At 65.6% G+C, this 17,986-nt stretch carries 19 protein-coding genes; 10 read left to right on the top strand and 9 right to left on the bottom strand.

The window, feature by feature from the left end; all coding sequences use genetic code 11:
• Nucleotides 1-248 precede the first annotated feature (248 nt).
• The 5 genes from AC07VH_RS12440 (at nt 249) to AC07VH_RS12420 (ending at nt 5,243) form a co-directional block, all read left to right on the top strand.
• Nucleotides 249-1,463 (top strand): acyl-CoA dehydrogenase family protein, encoded by a 1,215-nt coding sequence (locus AC07VH_RS12440; RefSeq protein ID WP_494788047.1) that lies wholly within the window; start codon nt 249-251, stop codon nt 1,461-1,463.
• A 21-nt stretch (nt 1,464-1,484) separates the two neighbouring features.
• Nucleotides 1,485-2,312, top strand: a complete 828-nt coding sequence (locus AC07VH_RS12435; protein ID WP_494788046.1) for a MetQ/NlpA family ABC transporter substrate-binding protein — start codon at nt 1,485-1,487, stop codon at nt 2,310-2,312.
• A gap of 3 nt (nt 2,313-2,315) precedes the next feature.
• The gene (locus tag AC07VH_RS12430; RefSeq protein ID WP_494788045.1) at nt 2,316-3,707 is read left to right on the top strand and encodes an LLM class flavin-dependent oxidoreductase; all 1,392 of its coding nucleotides are present in this window, start codon (nt 2,316-2,318) and stop codon (nt 3,705-3,707) included.
• 86 nt (nt 3,708-3,793) lie between these two features.
• Nucleotides 3,794-4,690, top strand: coding sequence for a subclass B3 metallo-beta-lactamase (gene bla / locus AC07VH_RS12425; protein ID WP_494788044.1), 897 nt, complete (start codon nt 3,794-3,796; stop codon nt 4,688-4,690).
• Nucleotides 4,691-4,763: 73 nt separating this feature from the next.
• Entirely contained in the window at nt 4,764-5,243 is a 480-nt protein-coding gene (locus tag AC07VH_RS12420; RefSeq protein WP_494788043.1) for an META domain-containing protein, read from the top strand.
• Nucleotides 5,244-5,380: 137 nt separating this feature from the next.
• Here the strand turns inward: AC07VH_RS12420 and epsC are convergent, their stop codons facing one another.
• Entirely contained in the window at nt 5,381-6,334 is a 954-nt protein-coding gene (gene epsC / locus AC07VH_RS12415; RefSeq protein WP_494788042.1) for a serine O-acetyltransferase EpsC, read from the bottom strand.
• Nucleotides 6,335-6,523: 189 nt separating this feature from the next.
• Here epsC and AC07VH_RS12410 point away from each other — a divergent pair, with 189 nt between their 5' ends.
• Nucleotides 6,524-7,699 (top strand): multidrug effflux MFS transporter, encoded by a 1,176-nt coding sequence (locus tag AC07VH_RS12410; RefSeq protein WP_494788041.1) that lies wholly within the window; start codon nt 6,524-6,526, stop codon nt 7,697-7,699.
• 93 nt (nt 7,700-7,792) lie between these two features.
• On the opposite strand, the gene AC07VH_RS12405 is transcribed toward AC07VH_RS12410, so the two are convergent.
• Nucleotides 7,793-8,089, bottom strand: coding sequence for a hypothetical protein (locus AC07VH_RS12405; RefSeq protein ID WP_070312374.1), 297 nt, complete (start codon nt 8,087-8,089; stop codon nt 7,793-7,795).
• A gap of 80 nt (nt 8,090-8,169) precedes the next feature.
• Nucleotides 8,170-8,610, bottom strand: a complete 441-nt coding sequence (locus tag AC07VH_RS12400; RefSeq protein WP_070312373.1) for a carboxymuconolactone decarboxylase family protein — start codon at nt 8,608-8,610, stop codon at nt 8,170-8,172.
• 103 nt (nt 8,611-8,713) lie between these two features.
• On the opposite strand from AC07VH_RS12400, the gene pdxR reads away from it, so the two are divergent.
• Nucleotides 8,714-10,186: a MocR-like pyridoxine biosynthesis transcription factor PdxR gene (gene pdxR / locus AC07VH_RS12395; protein ID WP_494788040.1), complete on the top strand. Its 1,473-nt coding sequence runs from the start codon at nt 8,714-8,716 to the stop codon at nt 10,184-10,186.
• Here the strand turns inward: pdxR and AC07VH_RS12390 are convergent.
• The 4 genes from AC07VH_RS12390 to trxC form a co-directional block, all read right to left on the bottom strand.
• Nucleotides 10,155-10,748: a DUF1287 domain-containing protein gene (locus AC07VH_RS12390; RefSeq protein WP_494788039.1), complete on the bottom strand. Its 594-nt coding sequence runs from the start codon at nt 10,746-10,748 to the stop codon at nt 10,155-10,157. The genes pdxR and AC07VH_RS12390 overlap by 32 nt on opposite strands.
• A 94-nt stretch (nt 10,749-10,842) precedes the next feature.
• Nucleotides 10,843-11,589, bottom strand: a complete 747-nt coding sequence (locus AC07VH_RS12385; RefSeq protein ID WP_494788038.1) for a HEAT repeat domain-containing protein — start codon at nt 11,587-11,589, stop codon at nt 10,843-10,845.
• A complete protein-coding gene (locus tag AC07VH_RS12380; RefSeq protein WP_494788127.1) occupies nt 11,586-12,095 on the bottom strand; it encodes a MarR family winged helix-turn-helix transcriptional regulator in 510 nt (169 codons plus the stop codon). The genes AC07VH_RS12385 and AC07VH_RS12380 overlap by 4 nt, the downstream gene beginning before the upstream one ends.
• A 71-nt stretch (nt 12,096-12,166) precedes the next feature.
• Nucleotides 12,167-12,619: a thioredoxin TrxC gene (trxC, locus tag AC07VH_RS12375; RefSeq protein ID WP_086147600.1), complete on the bottom strand. Its 453-nt coding sequence runs from the start codon at nt 12,617-12,619 to the stop codon at nt 12,167-12,169.
• A gap of 147 nt (nt 12,620-12,766) precedes the next feature.
• Between trxC and AC07VH_RS12370 the strand changes: the two genes are divergently transcribed.
• On the top strand, nt 12,767-14,194 hold the full coding sequence (locus AC07VH_RS12370; RefSeq protein WP_494788037.1) for a coniferyl aldehyde dehydrogenase: 1,428 nt from the start codon (nt 12,767-12,769) through the stop codon (nt 14,192-14,194).
• Here AC07VH_RS12370 and AC07VH_RS12365 read toward each other — a convergent pair whose 3' ends face one another.
• Nucleotides 14,195-14,800 carry a LysE/ArgO family amino acid transporter gene (locus AC07VH_RS12365; RefSeq protein WP_475416281.1) on the bottom strand — a complete coding sequence of 202 codons (606 nt, stop codon included), beginning with the start codon at nt 14,798-14,800 and terminating at the stop codon, nt 14,195-14,197.
• Between the two features lie 204 nt (nt 14,801-15,004).
• Here AC07VH_RS12365 and AC07VH_RS12360 point away from each other — a divergent pair, with 204 nt between their 5' ends.
• The gene (locus tag AC07VH_RS12360) at nt 15,005-15,895 is read left to right on the top strand and encodes a LysR family transcriptional regulator ArgP (RefSeq protein ID WP_489628038.1); all 891 of its coding nucleotides are present in this window, start codon (nt 15,005-15,007) and stop codon (nt 15,893-15,895) included.
• A gap of 105 nt (nt 15,896-16,000) precedes the next feature.
• Entirely contained in the window at nt 16,001-17,011 is a 1,011-nt protein-coding gene (locus tag AC07VH_RS12355; protein ID WP_494788036.1) for an alpha/beta hydrolase, read from the top strand.
• Between the two features lie 108 nt (nt 17,012-17,119).
• On the opposite strand, the gene AC07VH_RS12350 is transcribed toward AC07VH_RS12355, so the two are convergent.
• A complete protein-coding gene (locus AC07VH_RS12350; protein ID WP_475416284.1) occupies nt 17,120-17,758 on the bottom strand; it encodes a phasin family protein in 639 nt (212 codons plus the stop codon).
• Between the last annotated feature and the right edge of the window lie 228 nt (nt 17,759-17,986).

Genomic DNA, 17,986 nt, shown 5'->3' with positions numbered 1-17,986 from the left:
CCGTCCCTGTACGTGATGGTTTGATTTGGCTACTTGGATGCCTGCAGCCTATCGCCATCAGCGGCCCGGTAAAACGAATGCTTTCGCGCTTCGATATGCGTTTTTTGTCTATCCGGGCCTGACGCCCCGCACGCCATGGCGCCGGCAGCCGCGCGGCTTTTTTCGCATATCCATGCGCGGTTTTCTTCGTGTACGGCGCGCGCCTGGCGGTGCAATATCGGCCTCATCGTCTTTCTGGAATGTCACTCATGTCTAGCGTTTTTCTCCATGCCGCCCGTCCCCAGCCGCCTGTGCAGGAACCCCTGCGGGACGCCATCAGCATCGCCACGTCGCTGGCCGCGCGCCTGGCCGAAACGGCCAATGCCCGCGACCAGGCCGGCGGCCATGCGGCGCAGGAACGCGAATGGCTGCGCGATTCAGGTCTGCTGACCCTGTCGATTCCCGTGGAATTCGGCGGCCAGGGCGCGTCGTGGCCCCTCGTGTATCAGGTGATCCGCATCCTGGCGCGGGCCGACAGCGCGCTGGCGCACGTCTTCGGCTTCCACCATCTGCAACTGGCGGGCCTGCAGCTGTACGGCAGCGCGCAGCAGCAGCGCCGCCTGCTCACCCTGACCGTCGACGAACGCCTGTTCTGGGGCAATGCCTTGAATCCCCTCGACAAACGGGTCACGGCCAGCGACAGCGATGACGGCTATCTCCTCGACGGCATCAAGAGCTTTTCTTCCGGTTCCGTGGGGTCGGACTGGCTGACCGTCTCCGCCTGGCATGCGCCCACGCAGACGGCGCTGATCGCCGCCCTGCCCACGCGCCAGGACGGCGTGACCGTGCAGGCGGACTGGGACGCCTTCGGCCAGCGCCAGACGGACAGCGGCAATGTCCACTTTGAAGGAGTCGCCCTGCCGCGCGAGCTGGTGCTGCAGGCGCCCGCGCAGGCGGCCACGCCGCAAGCCACCGTGCGCTCGCAGATCGCGCAGCTGATCATGAGCAATCTGTATCTGGGCATCGCCGAAGGCGCGTTCGAGGCGGCGCGCCGCTACACGGACGAGCAGGCGAAAGCCTGGTTTGCCTCGGGCGTGGCGCAAGCGACGGATGACCCTTTGGTGCAGCACCGCTACGGCCAGCTGTGGCTCTTGCTGCGCCCCGCGCAAGTGCTGGCCGACGCGGCGGCGCAGGAACTGGAAAAGGTCTTCCGCAAGGGCGCGCTGGTCACGGCGCGCGAACGGGGCTTGCTGGCCGTGGCCGTGGCCGAAGCCAAATGCCTGTCGCACAAGGCGGGACTCGAGATCAGCAGCCAGATGTTCGAACTGACGGGCGCCCGTTCCACCTCGGCCCAATATGGCTTCGACCGCTACTGGCGCAACGTGCGCGTGCATACCCTGCACGACCCCATCGACTACAAGCTGCGCGACCTGGGACGCTTTGCCTTGACTGGCACGGTGCCTGAGCCGACGGCATATTCATAATTCACACACCAAGGAGCCACCATGACCATCGCCCGCCGCAGCATCGTCCTCACCGCCCTGGCCCTGGCCTTGACGGCCAGCTTCGCCCACGCCAAGGACCCGAAAGAGATCACCATCGGCACCAGCGCCGGGCCGTACGCGGACCAGATCAAGCTGGGCATCAAGCCTATCCTGGAAAAGCAGGGCTACAAGGTCAAGCTGGTGGAATTCAATGACTACATCCAGCCGAACTTCGCGCTGGCCGAGGGGTCGCTGGACGCCAACGTGTTCCAGCACATCGTCTACCTGAAGAAATTCGCGCTCGAGCACAAGCTGGCCCTGACGGACCTGATCACGATACCCACGGCGCCGATCGCCATCTACAGCAAGAAGCACAAGACCCTGGACGACGTGAAGGAAGGCACGACGGTGGGCTTGCCGAACGATCCGACCAACCAGGCGCGCGCGCTGGTGCTGCTCGATCAATTAGGCTGGATCAAGCTGCGCGCCAGCTTCGACCCCGTGCGTGCGTCGGAAAAGGATATCGCCGTCAATACGAAGAAAATCAAGCTGCTGCCGCTGGAAGCGGCGCAGCTGCCACGCTCGCTGGGCGACACCGATTACTCCTTCATCAACGGCAATTACGCGCTGGCGTCGGGGCTGAAATTGACGGACGCGCTGGTGGCCGAGAAGATCTCGCCCAACTACATCAACCTGGTGGCCATCCGCACGGCGGACAAGGACAAGCCGTTCGCCAAGGACCTGGCGGCCGCCTACCGTTCGCGCGAATTCCTTGACATCACGAACAAACACTTTGCCGGCTACTCGAAACCCGATTACCAGCAAGCCTTGCAGACGGCGGCAAAATAAGCCATGGCCAAGACGATACGCTTCAACGCCTTCCAGATGAATACCGTGGGCCACCAGTCGCCGGGACTGTGGACGCATGCGCGCGACCGCAGCCACCGCTACACGGATCCTGCGCACTGGACGGAACTGGCGCAGCTGCTGGAAGCGGGCCTGTTCGACGCGGTGTTCCTGGCCGACGTGCTGGGCGTGTACGACGTGTACCGGGGCAGCCTCGATGCGGCCCTGGAACACGGCGTGCAGGTACCGCTGAACGACCCGCTGGCCCTCGTGCCCATCATGGCGCAAGCCACCACGCACCTGGGCTTCGGCGTCACCTGCGCCCTCACCTACGAACACCCGTACACGTTTGCGCGGCGCATCTCCACCCTCGACCACCTGACCGACGGGCGCATCGGCTGGAATATCGTCACCGGCTATCTCGACAGCGCGGCGCGCAACCTGGGCTTGCAACAGCAGCTGGGCCACGACGAGCGCTACGACCTGGCCGACGAGTACCTGGACGTCGTCTACAAACTATGGGAAAAGAGCTGGGACGACGACGCCGTCGTCAACGACAAGGCACGCGGCATCTATGCCGATCCGGCCAAGGTCCATCCGATCAACCATGCCGGGCGCCACTACAAGGTGCCCGGCATCCATCTGTGCGAGCCGTCGCCGCAGCGCACGCCGCTGCTGTACCAGGCGGGCACCTCGCCGCGCGGCACGCGTTTCGCGGCGCGCCACGCGGAAGCGACATTTGTCAGTGGCCCCAGCAAGACGGTCGTCAAACGCTACGCGGACGACTTGCGCGCCGCCGTGCGGCAAGCGGGGCGCGATGGCGATGCGCTGCTGATCTACGCGCAGGCGCTGGTCATCACGGGCGCCACGGAAGCGGAAGCGCGCGCCAGGCACGCCGACTATCTGCGCCACGTGAACATCGAGGCGGCGCTGGCGCTGCTGTCGGGCTGGACGGGCGTCGATTTCAGCCGCTACCCGCTCGACGCCACCATCGACTACATCGATTCCCCGGCCGGCCGCTCGGCGCTGGCCTCGTTCAGCCAGGCCGACCCGGACCGGCAATGGACGGTGCGCGAGGCAGCCGAATACATCGGCCTGGGCGGGCGCGGCCCCGTCATCGTCGGCGATGCGCGCCAGGTGGCCGACCAGCTGGAAAGCTGGCTGGACGAAACGGACATCGACGGCTTCAACCTCGCCTTCGCCGTGGCCCACGACAGCATGGCCGACGTGGTGGCCCACATCGTGCCGGAACTGCAGCGGCGCGGCCGCTACCGCACCAGCTACGAGGAAGGCACCCTGCGCCACAAGGTCTTCGGCCAGGGCCCGCGCCTGCCCGCCGATCACGCGGGCCGCCAGGTCAGCATCGCGCCAGAAGAGGCCACGCTCGCCGCGGCCTGAACGCCGCCCGCGTCCCCGCGGGCATTTGCATCCAGGCCCGTTCCGTGTCAGCATACGCCACCTTGGCAACACGGATAAGGACTGCAATGCCCCCCACTCCCCTACGCGCGCTGGCCCTGGGCCTGCTGCTGGCCGGTCATGGTTCACCGGCGCTGGGCACGCCGCCGACGCCTGGCTGCGAAGTCTGCGCCGCCTGGAATGCCGACCAGGCGCCGTTCCGCATCTTCGGCAATACCTATTATGTGGGCGTGAAGGGCCTCAGTTCCGTGCTCATCACGTCGCCGCAGGGCCATGTGCTGATCGACGGCGGCTTGCCGGAATCGGCGCCGAAAATCATCGCCAATATCGGCGCGCTGGGTTTTCGCATCGAAGACGTGAAACTGATCCTCAATTCGCACGGCCATATCGACCATGCGGGCGGCCTGGCCGAACTGCAGCGGCGCAGCAATGCGCTGGTGGCGGCCAGCCCGTCGGCCGCGCTGGACCTGGCGTCGGGCGAAGTGGGGCCGGACGACCCGCAATACCATGCACTGCCCAAGTACCCGCCCGTGAAGGACATGCGTCTGGCGCGCGACGGCGGCCAGTTCGATGTCGGCCCCATTACAATGACGGCGCACGCCACGCCGGGCCACACGCCCGGAGGCCTGAGCTGGACGTGGCAGTCGTGCGACGGCCCCCGCTGCCTGAACATGGTCTACGCGGACAGCATCAACGCCGTCTCGCGCCCCGGCTTCAGGTTCAGCGCCAGCAGCGAGTATCCGAACGCGGTGGCGGACCTGCGCCACAGCTTCGAAACGCTGGAAAAGCTGCCCTGCGATGTGCTCATTTCGGCGCATCCGGAAGCGTCGCAATTGTGGGAACGGCTGGAAGCGAGCGCCACGGCCGGCAGCGAGGCCTTCGTCGACCCGCAGGCCTGCCGCGCCTACGTGGCGGCGGCGCGCACCCTGCTCGAGGCGCGGCTGGAGCAGGAAAAGCAGCCGTGAACTTGTCAACCGTGCACGCCGGCGCGGCGCGTATCTGCTAATCTGGCGCCATTCATTTGAAGAAGGAAATGCCATGTTCAAGATCGCCAGACTGATCCCCCTCGCCGCCATCGTCGCCATCACGGCCGGCTGCGCGCAAACGCCCGTGCGCAGCGATGCTGCCGCCGCCGCGCCAGGCGCCACCTCGCCCGCCAAGCCGGCGCCGAAGCTGACGGGCACGCAGTGGAAACTGAAGGAATTGAAGGGCAAGAAGATCGTGCGCAAGGCGCCCGAGCAGCGCGAAGTCACGCTGCTGCTGGCCGAAGGCCGCGCCAGCGGCAACAGCGGCTGCAACCAGATGATGGGGGGCTATACCAGCGATGGCGTCAGCACCCTGGCCTTCTCGCAGCTGGCCGGCACCATGATGATGTGCCAGCCGCAGGACATGGACCTCGAACGCGAACTCCTGACCACCCTGGGCGAAGTCAATGGCTACCGCTACGCGGACCAGGAATTGCTGCTGCTGAAGGATGGCGTGCCCGTGGCCCGCTATGAAGCGCTGGCGGTGAAGTAAGGTTTTTGCAAAGCCAGGCGCCACGCCCGGCTTGAAGAGTGCCCGAAAAACGTTCAGGGCAAGGCGCAGCGCCGCAGGCAGTACGCTAGTACGGCCAGGCGCTGTAACGCCGCCATGGACGTTTTCTCGGCCACTCTTCAATCGTTGCGCATCTGCGCCTGCGATACATTGCTATTCGCTGGCACGCTCTGCGTCAGCCACACATTCCCCCCGATGGTCGATCCCGCACCGATGGTGATGCGCCCCAGCACGGTCGCGCCCGCGTAAATCACCACGTCGTCCTCGACGATGGGGTGGCGCGGCGTGCCCTTGATCAGCGCGCCGGAAGCATCGGCCGGAAAACGCTTGGCGCCCAGGGTGACGGCCTGGTACAGGCGCACGCGCTGGCCGATGATGGCCGTCTCGCCGATCACCACGCCCGTGCCATGGTCGATGAAGAACGATGCGCCGATGTGCGCGCCCGGGTGGATGTCGATGCCCGTCAGGGTGTGCGCGATGTCGGCGATCAGGCGCGCCAGGAACGGCGCGCCGAGCGCGTGCAGCCGGTGCGCCAGGCGGTGGTACAGAATGGCGATGGTGCCCGGATAGCACAGCATGATCTCGGCCACCGAGGTGGCGGCCGGGTCGCCCGCATAGGCGGCCTGCACGTCCGACACCAGCAGGGCGCGGATGTCGGGCAGGCTGGCGGCAAACGCGCGCGTGATGTCGCGCGCCTGCTGCGCCAGGGCCGCGTCGTCGCCGGCGCCCTCGCCCTCATCGCCGGCCGGCACGGCGTGAGCCGGAGCGGAGAACAGCAGTCCGCGCCGCACCTGTTCGCTGAGGCGGTTCAAGGTGGTGTTGAGCGTATCGCCGACAAAATAATCGATGCTTTCATCGGTCAGGTTGGGCCGCCCGTAATGCGTGGGGAACAGGGCCGCCGACAGGCCGTTGACGATGGTGGTGAGCGCTTCGCGCGACGGCAGTTCGCGCACCCTGCCGTTATGGCGGATCTTGTGCTTGTCTTCGCGCGAGCTGCGCAAGGCCTGGATCACGGGCCCCAGGTTCCACTGGGCCGTGTCGTCGGCGGGTGCCGCGGGATAAATGCTGTGCATGGCGTATCACTTCCAAAAAACGGCAAACAGGCCGGGTCGCCCCAGCCTAACGGTGGCGCAGAACAAAACAAACGAAGGTTTGCGAGCTTGCATATGCGAAAAACGCATATACAAGGCCAGCAGAGGCGTCGGCAAACCCGATTACGTCCACTAGCGTAAAATGACGGACTAACAAAAACACTCTTCAACATGACTAAATTATTAACCTGGATTTTGGCGGGCCTGGCGATGGTCGGACCGCTTGCAATTGATACCTATCTGCCGTCTTTCCCCGCCATCGCGCAAGATTTGAATGCCAGCCCCCTGCTGGTGCAGCAGACCCTGAGCTTTTTCCTGTTCACGTTCGCCTTCATGATGCTGTTTTACGGCACCCTGTCCGACTCGTTCGGCCGCCGTCCCGTGATTCTGGTCTCGCTGCTGCTGTATGTGATCGCCTCCGTGGGCGCCGCGCTGGCGCCGTCGCTGGGCTGGCTGCTGGCCTGGCGCGTGCTGCAGGGCCTCTCGGCCGGCGCCGGCTCCGTGATCGGCCGCGCCATCGTGCAAGACCGCTATGCGGGCGCCGCCGCGCAGAAAATCCTCTCGCACATCATGATGGTGTTCGCGCTGGCGCCGGCCATCGCCCCCGTGCTGGGCGGCTGGCTGCAGGTCAGCCTGGGCTGGCGGGCGATCTTCTGGTTCCTGACGGCTTTCGGCGTGCTGATGTTCGTCGTCGTCTGGCGCGCGCTGCCGGAAAGCCTGCCGAAGGAGCAGCGCCACGCCTTCCACCTGGGCGACATCGCCGTCAATTACTGGAAAGTGCTGTGCCACCGCCAGTTCCTGCTGCTGTCGACGGCCATCGGCGCCGCGTTTGGCGGCTTCGCCCTGTACATCGGCTCGGCCGCCTACTTCATCATCAACATCCTGCATTTGCCCGAAACGGCGTTTGCCTGGCTGTTCATTCCCCTGATCAGCGGCATGGTGTTCGGTTCGGCCCTGTCGGCGAAGATCGCCCACCGCTACAGCCAGCGCCAGATGATCTGGGCCGGCTTCATCTTGATGCTGGTCGCCGCGCTGGCCAATATCGGCTATAACTACTTCTTTGCCGCCGAAGTGCCGTGGGCCGTGCTGCCGCTGTTCTTCTACTCGTTCGCCCTGTCGATCGCCATGCCGCCGATGACCCTGATGGCCCTGAACCACTTCCCCAACAACAGCGGCCTGGCGTCGTCGATGCAGTCGTTCATCCAGATGCTGCTGTTCGCGCTGGTGTCGGGCCTGGTGGCGCCGCTGCTGTTCGACAGCGCCCTGAATCTGGCGTATGGCGTGATGGCGGGGCTGCTGGTGAGTCTGGTTTGCTGGGTGTTTGCGCAGGGTAAGGCAGAAGCGTAGGTCGGATTAGCGGGGCCGCCGAGGCGCGCAAGCGCGTAATCCGACAACATTGTTGGCGGGTGACGTCGGATTACGCGCAAGCGCTAATCCGACCTACGGCCACGGTGCCGGCGTCACATCCTGGTATTGCGCCCCGCCCTGCTCCGGCTCGGCCTCATCCTTCTGAGACGGCTGGTTCAAGGAACCGGCCGGCGAACGCAAACTCAATATCTCCTTGCGCGTCTCGACGAAGTCGGCGGAACTGAGGGGATGCTGCTGATCGGGCCAGTGGCTGACGGCCCATTCCTGCAAGGCTTCGAAACGCCGCCACAGTTCGGCGATGAATTCGCGGCGCGCCTCTTCCTCCTGCTGCGGCGTCTTTTCGGCGCCTTCCCCGATATGTACTTGCATGGCTGCTCCCTGGCTGATCAATCGTCCTGCCAGCCTACGCAGGGACCAGCCAGGCGTCTGTTCGCGAACGAACAAAGAGCTTATTCAGGCATCTTGCGGAAACCCACGGCCAGGCGGTTCCAGGTATTGATGGAGCCGATGGCCAGGGTGACGTTGACCATTTCCGCCGGCGTCAATTGCTCCGCCAGCGCCGCATACACGTCATCGGGCGCCTGGCTTTGCGGCAGCAGGGTCAGCGCCTCCGTCCAGGCCAGCACGGCCCGCTCGCGCGGCGTGAAGAACGGCGTTTCGCGCCAGACGGACACGGCATACAGGCGGCGCTCCGTTTCGCCCGCCTTGCGCGCATCGCTCGTGTGCATGTCCACGCAAAAGGCGCAGCCATTGATTTGCGACGCGCGCAGGCGGATCAGCTCGAGCAGTGCGTGTTCCACGCCCAGTTTGGCGATCGCCGCTTCCAGCGCATACATGGCCTTGACGGCGTCCGGCGAAGCTTGCGTGAAATCGAGTCGTTGCTGTGTCATGATGCATTCCTTGATGTTGAGAGATGCATCATTGTAGAAGCGCAAAAAGAGCGCGCGGCAGGCCAATCTCACCGAAAAACAGCAGACCACCAGCAAACACACCATGGAATTACATATCCTGATCGACGGCACGCGCGACCTGGGCGGCCAGCTGTACCGCCAGCTCAGCGAAGCCATCCGCTCGGGCCGCCTGACGGACGGCCAGCAATTGCCGCCCTCGCGCCTGCTGGCCAGCCAGCTGGGCCTGTCGCGCAAGACCGTGTCCGATGTGTATGACAAGCTGGGCTATGAAAAGCTGCTGGTCGGCAAAGTGGGCGTGGGCAGCTTCGTGCAGACGCCGCATGCCTCGCCGCAGCGCCGCCATGCCAGCGCGCCGCTGGCCAGCGCGCAGCGCATCGCCCGCTGGGAAGCGACGCCCACGCCCCTGCGCCGCGCCAGCCAGGAAACGCCGGCACGCTACGCCTTCATCGGCGGACGCGCCACGCCCGCGCACTTCCCGCAGGATGAATGGCGCGCCTGCATGCTGCATGCACTGCGCCAGGGCGGTCAGGCGCGGGGACGCTATGGCCCCGCGGAAGGCTTGCCCGCCTTGCGCGCGGCGATCGCCGGCCATGCCGCCTTCAGCCGCGGCATCCATTGCACCGAGGAGCAAGTGCTCGTCACCAGCGGCGCGCAGCAAGCCTTGCACCTGCTCGCGCTGACCCTGCTCGAGCCGGGCGACACGGTTGCCGTGGAAGAACCCGGCTATCCCGTGGCGCGCGCCGTGTTCGCCAGCCAGGGCGCGCGCGTGGTGGGCGTCGAAGTGGACGAGGATGGGATCATCGTCGCGCAAATCCCGGACGGCACGCGCTTGATCTATGTCACGCCCGCCCATCAATTTCCGCTCGGCATGCCGATGAGCATGGCGCGCCGCCATGCCCTGCTGGAACGGGCGCAGCAGCTGGGCGCCATCATCATCGAGGACGATTACGACAGCGCCTTCCGCTACGAGGGCCGGCCCGAGGATGCGCTGCAAAGCATGGACCGCTACGGCATCGTCGCGCACGTGGGCAGCTTTTCCAAGATCATGCTGCCGGAATTGCGCCTGGGCTATGTGGTGCTGCCGCAAGCCATCGTGGCCGCCATGCAGACGGTGAAATACCTGAGCGATTGCCATACGGCCAGCCTGGGCCAGCATGCGCTGGCCAAATTCATCGGCGATGGCCATTTGCTGCGCCATATCCGCCGCTGCCACGATATCTATGCGGGGCGGCGCGAGCGGCTGCAGCACTGGTTCAACGGCCCCTTGGCCCCATGGTTCCGCCTGGTGCCGGCCAGCGCCGGTTTCCACGTGGCGGCACTGGCGCAGGCGCCGCTCGATATCGCCGAATTGCTGCGCCGCGCGCGCCTGGCCGACGTCAGCCTGTATGCGCTGGCCAGCTTTTACCATGGCCCCGCCCGCCATGAAGGCCTGTTTCTCGGCTACGGCGCCATCGACAAACTCGATATCGACACGGCGCTGGCCAGGGTGCTGGCGATCCTGCACGAGATCGCGCCCCTGCCCCTCAACGGGGTTGCCAACGATAGTGCCCCGTGATCGGATAGCTGAATAAAATATTCTCCTCGCGCGCGCCCTCGCCGATGTTGTGGATGATCAGCGGCACGCCGCTCCACGACTGCTTGTCGCTGACGATGCCGATGTGCGTGAGGTTGCGCGGCAGGCGCCAGGTGACGATGTCGCCCGCGCGGTAAGCGTTCGCTTCCTTGCTTGGCGGCAGGCTGGTGCCGTGGCGGGCAAAGTAGGTACCCAGGTTCGGCACGCGGCGGTGGTCGATATTGCGGTCCGGCCCCTTCATCTGCCAGCGTCCCTGCTGCTGGTACACCTGCCACGCCTTGCGCATGTCTTCGTGCACGAGCACCTGCAAATCCTGCCCAAGTTTACGGTAGGCACGCACGACCACGTCCGTGCACACGCCACGCTCGAGCGGCACGTCGCCGCCCGGATAGGCGAGGCGTTCGTAGCGCGGGTCGTACTGCAGGGTCACGCCCACCTGGCTGCGGGCGGCGGCAACGAGGGCTTGCGGGCCGGATGCCGGCGCGGCGTGCAGCGCCAATGGCAACAGGGCAAATAACACAGTGGACAGCAGTTTGAACGGCATGACAGTCAGGTAATTGTGGCAATACAGCAAACTTTACCCTATGCGCGGGAAAAGCGCCGCTTCAGCGCCAGGCAATCGGCTTGGCGCTGAAACGTCAGGCCAGCGAGCGCTGCGCCCGCTTGCAGATGCGTGCCGTGGCGGCAACGGGGCTTTCCTGCAGCCATTGCGCGCACAGGCTGCGCACCCAGTCCGGCCGGCTCTTGGCCGCATCGTTAATCCAGTTGGCCACGGAATCCTGCACGTAGACGGCCGGGTCGGCGCGCAAGGGCTGCAACAGGGGCAAGGCCAGCTGCGGCTCTTCCTTTAGCTGGGCGATATGCGCGCACCACACGCCGCGCGGGCGCAGCGCCTCGCAGGCGAAGCGGCGCACTCTTTCCGACGGGTCCGCCGTCCACGGCGCCAGCAGCGCGATGGCATCCAGCAAATGCGCAGCCAGCCTGGGCCGCAGCGCCAGCCAAGCCCATTCGCGCACGCCGAAGTGGCCATCGTCGGCCAGCGGCCGCATGGCGGCCAGCTGCCGCGGCAAGGTCAAGCCTGCTTGCGTGGCGATGGAAAAGCAGACCCAGCCCCGCACCGTGTCGGACGGGTGCGCCTGCAGCAGCGCCAGGTCGGCGCCGGCATCGAGCAGCAATTGCGCCGCCAAGGCCATGCGCCCGGTGATGCCGGCGGCGGCCTGAGCCCGCATTTGTTCCAGCCGGGCCCCGCCGATAGCGGGCACGGCGGCAGCCAGCAACTGGGCAAAATCGATGGCCAGCCCTTCCGTCAGGGTGGTGCTGGCTACCATTCCCTGGTTCAGCAGGGCCAGGCGGGCGGGGGCGATATTGGCGACGCCGCGGCTCATGCAGCCGCCCGGTCCGTCTTGCGCCAGGCTTTTTCCAGCAATCCACTCAACAACTGCATCTCGTCCGGCGTGAAATCGGCAAACAGGCTGGCGATCCACTGCGCGTGCTCGTCGACCAGGGTGGCGGCCGCCGCTGCTCCCTTGGCGCTCAGGCGCACCAGCAGCTTGCGCCGGTCGAGCTGGTCCGCGTGGCGTGCCAGGAAGCCGTCGCGCTCGAGACCATCGAGCAAGCCCGTGATGGTGCCGCGCGTCACGCCGGCGCGCTCGGCCAGCTCGTGCGGAGAGAGTCCATCGGGCACGTCGCGCAGCAGGGCCAGCAGCACGAATTTGCCTTCGGACAAGCCATGCCGGCCCAGGCGCGCGGCGCAATCGCCATCGATGGCCGATGCCAGGCCCAGCACTTCAAAGCACAGGCGCAAGCGTCCGACGGATGCCGGCATGTCGGGGCCGGGCGCACGGCGCCGCACGTCACCCAGCAAGGCCGTGTATTTCTGTTCGAGTTTTATCATATGGCGCAATATAATATGGCGCCATATTAAATGTCAAATGGAAAACCTCAGGGGTTTTCCATTTGGACTCAGAAGCGGGCCTTGTCCCTCGCCCACGCAATGATGGCGTTGGCGTCGACGGCACCCGGCTGGCGCGCCACTTCCACGCCGCGCAAAAACAGGGCCAGGGTGGGAATGCTGCGGATATTGAAACGGCTGCCCAGGTCCGGCGACGCTTCCGTATTCACCTTGACGACGCGAAAGGCCGGTTCCAGCGTCCTGGCCGCTTGCACATAGAATGGCGCCATGCTGCGGCACGGACCGCACCACGGCGCCCAGAAGTCCACCAGCACGGGAATGTCGCTGCGCTCGATATGCTTGAGGAAACGGGCGCTGGCCAGGTCCACGGGCTGGCCCGTGAACAGCTCCTTCTGGCACTTGCCGCAGGTGGGCTGCTCCGTGAGCCGGGCGGCCGGCAGGCGGTTGACGGCGTCGCAATGGGGGCACACGATGTGCAGGGAGTCTGGCGTGGTCGGGGTCATGGCATTCCTGGAAAGCGTAGCATCAAGTTGACGGACATTTTACGGCGTATCGCGCGGCAGCGCCGGCTCGCTGGCGGCACATTTACACATACTCGCCTATAGTGCGCTGGAACGGTGCGCATATTGCCCGGCCGGCCAAGGAGAAACATGCCTGATGTCACCATAAACATGGCGCAGAACGCCGAACTGGCTGCCGCCCTGGCCTTGCAGCGCGCCGCCTGTCTGGCCCACCCCGTGCCCACGTTCGCCGAGCGCAAGCGCGACCTGCAGACCCTGCGGCGCTACCTGCGCGACCACAAACAAGCGCTGTGCGCGGCGATCAGCGCCGATTATGGCAACCGTTCTCACCACGAAACCTTGCTGGCGGAGATATTCCCCGCCATCGACGGCATCGATCACGTACTGAAAAAATTGAAGAAGTGGATGCAGCCGCAGCGCCGCAGCGTGGACTGGCGCAGTTTCCCTGGCGCCCGCAACCGCGTGCTGCCCCAGCCCTTGGGCGTGGTAGGCGTCATCGTGCCGTGGAATTTCCCCGTCAACCTGAGTCTGGTGCCCCTGACCTACATCTTTGCCGCCGGCAACCGCGCCATGGTCAAGATGAGCGAGAACTCGCGCCACCTGGCGCGGCTGCTGATCGAGACCATGCCCGCCTATTTCCCGCCGGAAAAGCTGCAGTTTTTTGACGAGACGGGCGGCGTAGGCATGGCGTTTTCGCAACTGCCATTCGACCACCTGCTGTTTACGGGTTCCGGCCAGACGGGCCGCGCCGTCATGGCGGCCGCCGCGCACAATCTCTGCCCCGTCACCCTGGAGCTGGGCGGCAAGGCGCCCGCCATCGTCTGCGCCGATTTCGACGTGCGCACGGCTGCCGAGCGCATCCTGTTCGTCAAGTACCTGAATGCGGGCCAGATCTGCACCAGCGTCGACCACGCCTGGCTGCCCGAGGCCGGCATCGAAGCCTTCGTCGAGCATGCGCGCCGGATCGTGCCCACGCGCTACCCACGGCTCGATACGCCCGACTATACCTCCATCATCGATGCGCCGTCGTTCGAGCGCCTGCTGCAGGCATTGGACGAAGCACGCGCGCGGGGCGCGCAAGTCATTTCACTGCTGCCGGGACCCGCGTACGACCGCGCCACGCGCAAGATCGCGCCGCACATCGTGCTGGGCGCGCCCGAGGACAGCCTGCTGCTGACGCGGGAAATCTTCGGCCCCATCCTGCCGCTGCGCGGCTATACGAAGCTGGAGACCGTGATCGCCAGTATCAACGGGGGGCCGCGCCCGCTGGCCATCTATCCGTTCAGCAACGACAAGCAGACCGTGCAGCTGCTGATCGACACGGTGATGTCTGGCGGCGTGTCCGTCAACGACGCGCTGTTCCACGTGGGCCAGCACGACCTGCCCTTCGGCGGCGTGGGCGAGTCCGGCATGGGCCACTACCACGGCGTCGAAGGTTTTCACACTTTCAGCAAGCTGCGGCCCGTCTTCTACCAGGCACGCTACAGCCCTTTGACGCTGCTGCGGCCGCCTTACGGCAAGCTGGCCAGCCGGGTATTGAACTTCCTGACCCGCTGATTACAAGAACAGCGAGGCGGCGATGGCCCACATGACGAGGGCGATGATGCCGTCGAGCACGCGCCAGGCCATGGGCTTGGCAAACACGGGCGCCAGGTAGCGGGCGCCAAAGCCCAGCAGGAAGAACCACAGGGCCGAGGCCATGATGGCGCCGCCGGCGAAGTAGAAACGTCCCACGCCTTCATGCTGGCCGCCGATCGAGCCGAGCAGGATGACCGTATCGAGGAAGGCGTGCGGGTTCAGCAGGCTGAACGCCAGCGCCGCGCCGATCACGGCCCAGTAGCCTTCCGGCGCCTTGGCGGCCGACACCGTCATGGCCGTCGGGCGCCAGGCCGACTTGGCGGCGCGCAAGCCATAGGCGATCAGGAAGGTGGCGCCGCCAGCCTTGGCCCACAGCAGGAAATTGGGGTTGTCGGCAATGAAGGTGCCCATGCCGGCCACGCCGGCCGTGATCAAAATCGCGTCGCACACCAGGCAGACCAGGATGCAGGTGAGCACGTAATGGCGCTTCAAGCCCTGCTTGAGCAAGAAGGCGTTTTGCGTGCCGATGGCCACGATCAGGCTCGCCCCGAGCCCCATGCCTTTCAAGAAAATTGCGCTGTCCATATCGATTCCTTTCCATTGCTTTCCATCACGCGCACGGCCGCCCACGCTCTGCCGGCAACGGCAAAGTCATCAGAGGTAGGTGGAGGGTGGTGCGGAACCTGGGGGACCGCGCGGGAGAGTGGAGTTGTTACCCTATTTCAACAGTGTAAAGAAAAAGTAAATATAAGTATAATGAATGATTCTAACCATATATAAGAGAAACTTATGCGCGTCGTCGATTACCGTGGATTGGCCGCCCTCGACGCCGTGATCGGCCTGGGCAGCTTTGAAAAGGCCGCGCAGGCGCTGGCGATCAGCCAGCCGGCCGTGTCGCAGCGCATCCGCACCCTGGAAAACCTGGAAGGCACTTTATTGATCATCCGCAGCCACCCGCCCCTGCCGACGGAAGCGGGCCAGCGCCTGATCGCCCACTACCGGCAAGTCAAGCTGCTCGAAGCGGCGCTCGATGCCCAGCCCGGACCCACGACGCAACTGCCGGCGCTGGCCATCGCCGTCAATGCCGACAGCGCCGCCACCTGGATCCCGGAAGCGCTGGGGCCGCTGCTCTCGCCTCCCTCGTGCCTGCTCGACATCCGCCTCGACGACCAGGACCATACCTTGAGCCAGCTGCGCGAAGGGCGCGTGTTTGCCTGCGTCACCAGCGCCAACGACCTGGTGGCCGGCACCACGGCCACGCCGCTGGGCGGCATGCGCTACCTGTGCGTGGCCTCGCCCGCATTCGCCCGGCAATGGTTTCCCCATGGTTTTACGGTGGAAGCCGTCAGCCAGGCGCCCGCCATCACGTTCGGCAGCAAGGATGCACTGCACGAACGCTATCTGCAGCACCGCCTCGGCTACACGGGCCGCTATCCGCACCATGTGCTCGGTTCGGCGCGCGACTTCGTGCGTTTCATCGAAGCGGGCTATGCCTATGGCATGGTGCCCCTGCTGCAGGCGGAAACGGCGCTGGCCGCCGGCCGGCTGGTCGATGTGGCGGCCGGGCAAGCGCTCGACGTGCCCCTGACCTGGCATGCCTGGGATATCCAGACGCCGCTCACGCGCACCCTGTCGGACGCCGTCATCGCCACGGCGCGCAAATGGCTGTTGCAGGATTGATTGACGCATGCGACAGTTATCCATAATAAAGAGCAACGTCCCCATGTGCGCCCTGCCCAGCCAGGCCTACACTGCAAGCATCCACCATCACCATCGGGAGCCCGCATGACGATCCTGCGCACCACCCTGCTCGGTTTGCTGGCGGCCATCCCGCTCGCTGCCGGCCTGGCCGCCTGCTCGCCCTTGATGGCCATCAATGCCCTGTCGTCCGGCAGCGCCTCGCACGTGACGCGCGATCTGCCCTACGGCCCCCTGCCACGTCAGAAACTCGATGTCTACGCCCCCAAGACCCGCACGGGACCCGTACCCGTGGTGGTGTTCTTTTATGGCGGCAACTGGACGACGGGCGAGCGCGCCGACTATGCCTTCGTTGGCCGCGCGCTCGCCGCGCGCGGCTACCTGGCCGTGATCGCCGACTACCGATTGTATCCGGACGTGCACTACCCCGAAATCCTGCAGGATGCGGCCCGCGCCGTGGCCTGGGCCGCGATGGAATCGAGCCGCCATGGCGGCGACCCCGCGCGTCTGTTCGTCATGGGCCATAGCGCCGGCGCCTACAACGCGGCCATGCTGGCGCTCGACGCCAGCCTGCTGGCGCGCCACGGCATGCGTCCGCAGGACTTGCGGGGCTGGATAGGCCTGGCCGGCCCCTATGATTTCCTGCCCATCGAAAACACCACGACCCGCCCCGTCTTCTTTTACCCGGACACGCCCGCCTCTTCGCAACCCATCCACCGCGTGACGGCCGATGCCCCGCCCGCCCTGCTGATCGCCCCCCAGCCAGGCCAGGACAAGCTGGTCGATCCGCGACGCAACACGGGTGGCCTGGCCAGCGCCTTGCGCGCGCTGCACCGGCCCGTGACGGAAACCTATTTCGACCACGTGGGCCACGCCACCCTGGTCGCCACGCTGGCTGCACCGTTGCGCAGGCTGGCACCCACGCTGGATGCCGTCAGCGCTTTCATCGATGCCAACAGCGGGAGCGGCGACGCCGTCTCGTCTGCGGACTTTTCCGATACGGCCTTGCCGGCAAGCATAGCCTTGCCGCCTCGCGCACCTGGCGCGGCCACACCGGCCCCAGAGCTGCACGCATACGACAAAACGCCCGCCCCGTGAAGGGCGGGCGCTCTGCCCAAACCAGCCTGCATGATGCCGCATGACGCTGCTGGCCTTCCCCGGAGCTCGGCCTCCGGAGTGGGCCATCAGCCGCAAGCAGTCTCGTGCTTACTCTTTACGGCTGGCGCTGCTGCTCTTGCTTTGTGCGGAGCCTGCTTGCGAGGCGCTGCCGCTGGCCGAGCTTTCGCTGCCGGACGACTGCTGGCTGCCCTGGTGGCTGGCGCTTTGCAGGCTTTGACCGTCGCGGCTTTGCGCACCACGCTGCTGGTCGCGGCTGGCGCCGTTTTGCTGGTAGGCCTGGAACGGTTCGGCCATGCGCTGCATCGCTTCCTGCTGCTTGCGCACGTTTTTCTCCGTTTCTTCCGACGCCGTACGGGCCACTTCTTCGGCCAGGGCCTTGGCGGTACGGCTCGTTTCATTCACATGACGCTCTGCCACATTGGCCAGTTCGACCTGCGTATCGGCCGCGAGGCGCGACACCTGTTGCTGGTATTTGCGCAATTGCTCGGCGGCAGGCTGGCCCGAGGCGGCAGCCACCTGGAACACATCTTCAGCGCGCTCGACCGTCAACAGGTTCTGGCTGGTGACCGTGCTTTCTTCCAGCAAGCCTTGTGCCAGCTGCATGTTCAGGTCACTGAAGTGCTGCATCGACTGAAACAGCGACTTCGACAGGCCATTGAAGAAAGCCAGTTGCGCTTCCAGGTGGTTCTTGGCGGCGGGGGTAACACTACGGGAATATGGATACATGGAGTTCCTCATTAAATAGCGGTTGGGTGGACATAAACAGATGGCGACACCACCGGCTGTCGAACGGTGAGGCAGACGGCCGGGCTACGCCACGAAACGCGAAAAAACATATCCGATTGGTGGGAAGATGCTTTGCAACGCGAGTCCCAAGGCTACGTGAGCACCGCAGGTGAGGCATGATCTGGATCAAAGGTGCGCGAGGCTGCGCAAAAAGTTTGGGCTGGACGG

The organism is Janthinobacterium sp. GW821-FHT03C10, assembly GCF_059420865.1.
The sequence above is the reverse complement of the archived record's forward strand: the minus strand, read 5'-3'. Positions and strand labels throughout refer to the sequence as shown.

What these genes read in the sequence shown, in the direction of transcription:
- AC07VH_RS12420 (WP_494788043.1), top strand. Translation starts at nt 4,764, where the DNA reads ATGTTCAAGATCGCCAGACTGATCCCCCTCGCCGCCATCGTCGCCATC.
- AC07VH_RS12400 (WP_070312373.1), bottom strand. Translation starts at nt 8,610, where the DNA reads ATGACACAGCAACGACTCGATTTCACGCAAGCTTCGCCGGACGCCGTC.
- trxC (WP_086147600.1), bottom strand. Translation starts at nt 12,619, where the DNA reads ATGACCCCGACCACGCCAGACTCCCTGCACATCGTGTGCCCCCATTGC.
- AC07VH_RS12365 (WP_475416281.1), bottom strand. Translation starts at nt 14,800, where the DNA reads ATGGACAGCGCAATTTTCTTGAAAGGCATGGGGCTCGGGGCGAGCCTG.
- AC07VH_RS12430 (WP_494788045.1), top strand. Translation starts at nt 2,316, where the DNA reads ATGGCCAAGACGATACGCTTCAACGCCTTCCAGATGAATACCGTGGGC.
- AC07VH_RS12390 (WP_494788039.1), bottom strand. Translation starts at nt 10,748, where the DNA reads ATGCCGTTCAAACTGCTGTCCACTGTGTTATTTGCCCTGTTGCCATTG.
- AC07VH_RS12410 (WP_494788041.1), top strand. Translation starts at nt 6,524, where the DNA reads ATGACTAAATTATTAACCTGGATTTTGGCGGGCCTGGCGATGGTCGGA.
- AC07VH_RS12350 (WP_475416284.1), bottom strand. Translation starts at nt 17,758, where the DNA reads ATGTATCCATATTCCCGTAGTGTTACCCCCGCCGCCAAGAACCACCTG.
- AC07VH_RS12440 (WP_494788047.1), top strand. Translation starts at nt 249, where the DNA reads ATGTCTAGCGTTTTTCTCCATGCCGCCCGTCCCCAGCCGCCTGTGCAG.
- AC07VH_RS12435 (WP_494788046.1), top strand. Translation starts at nt 1,485, where the DNA reads ATGACCATCGCCCGCCGCAGCATCGTCCTCACCGCCCTGGCCCTGGCC.
- AC07VH_RS12370 (WP_494788037.1), top strand. Translation starts at nt 12,767, where the DNA reads ATGCCTGATGTCACCATAAACATGGCGCAGAACGCCGAACTGGCTGCC.
- AC07VH_RS12385 (WP_494788038.1), bottom strand. Translation starts at nt 11,589, where the DNA reads ATGAGCCGCGGCGTCGCCAATATCGCCCCCGCCCGCCTGGCCCTGCTG.
- AC07VH_RS12355 (WP_494788036.1), top strand. Translation starts at nt 16,001, where the DNA reads ATGACGATCCTGCGCACCACCCTGCTCGGTTTGCTGGCGGCCATCCCG.
- AC07VH_RS12360 (WP_489628038.1), top strand. Translation starts at nt 15,005, where the DNA reads ATGCGCGTCGTCGATTACCGTGGATTGGCCGCCCTCGACGCCGTGATC.
- epsC (WP_494788042.1), bottom strand. Translation starts at nt 6,334, where the DNA reads ATGCACAGCATTTATCCCGCGGCACCCGCCGACGACACGGCCCAGTGG.
- pdxR (WP_494788040.1), top strand. Translation starts at nt 8,714, where the DNA reads ATGGAATTACATATCCTGATCGACGGCACGCGCGACCTGGGCGGCCAG.
- AC07VH_RS12405 (WP_070312374.1), bottom strand. Translation starts at nt 8,089, where the DNA reads ATGCAAGTACATATCGGGGAAGGCGCCGAAAAGACGCCGCAGCAGGAG.
- bla (WP_494788044.1), top strand. Translation starts at nt 3,794, where the DNA reads ATGCCCCCCACTCCCCTACGCGCGCTGGCCCTGGGCCTGCTGCTGGCC.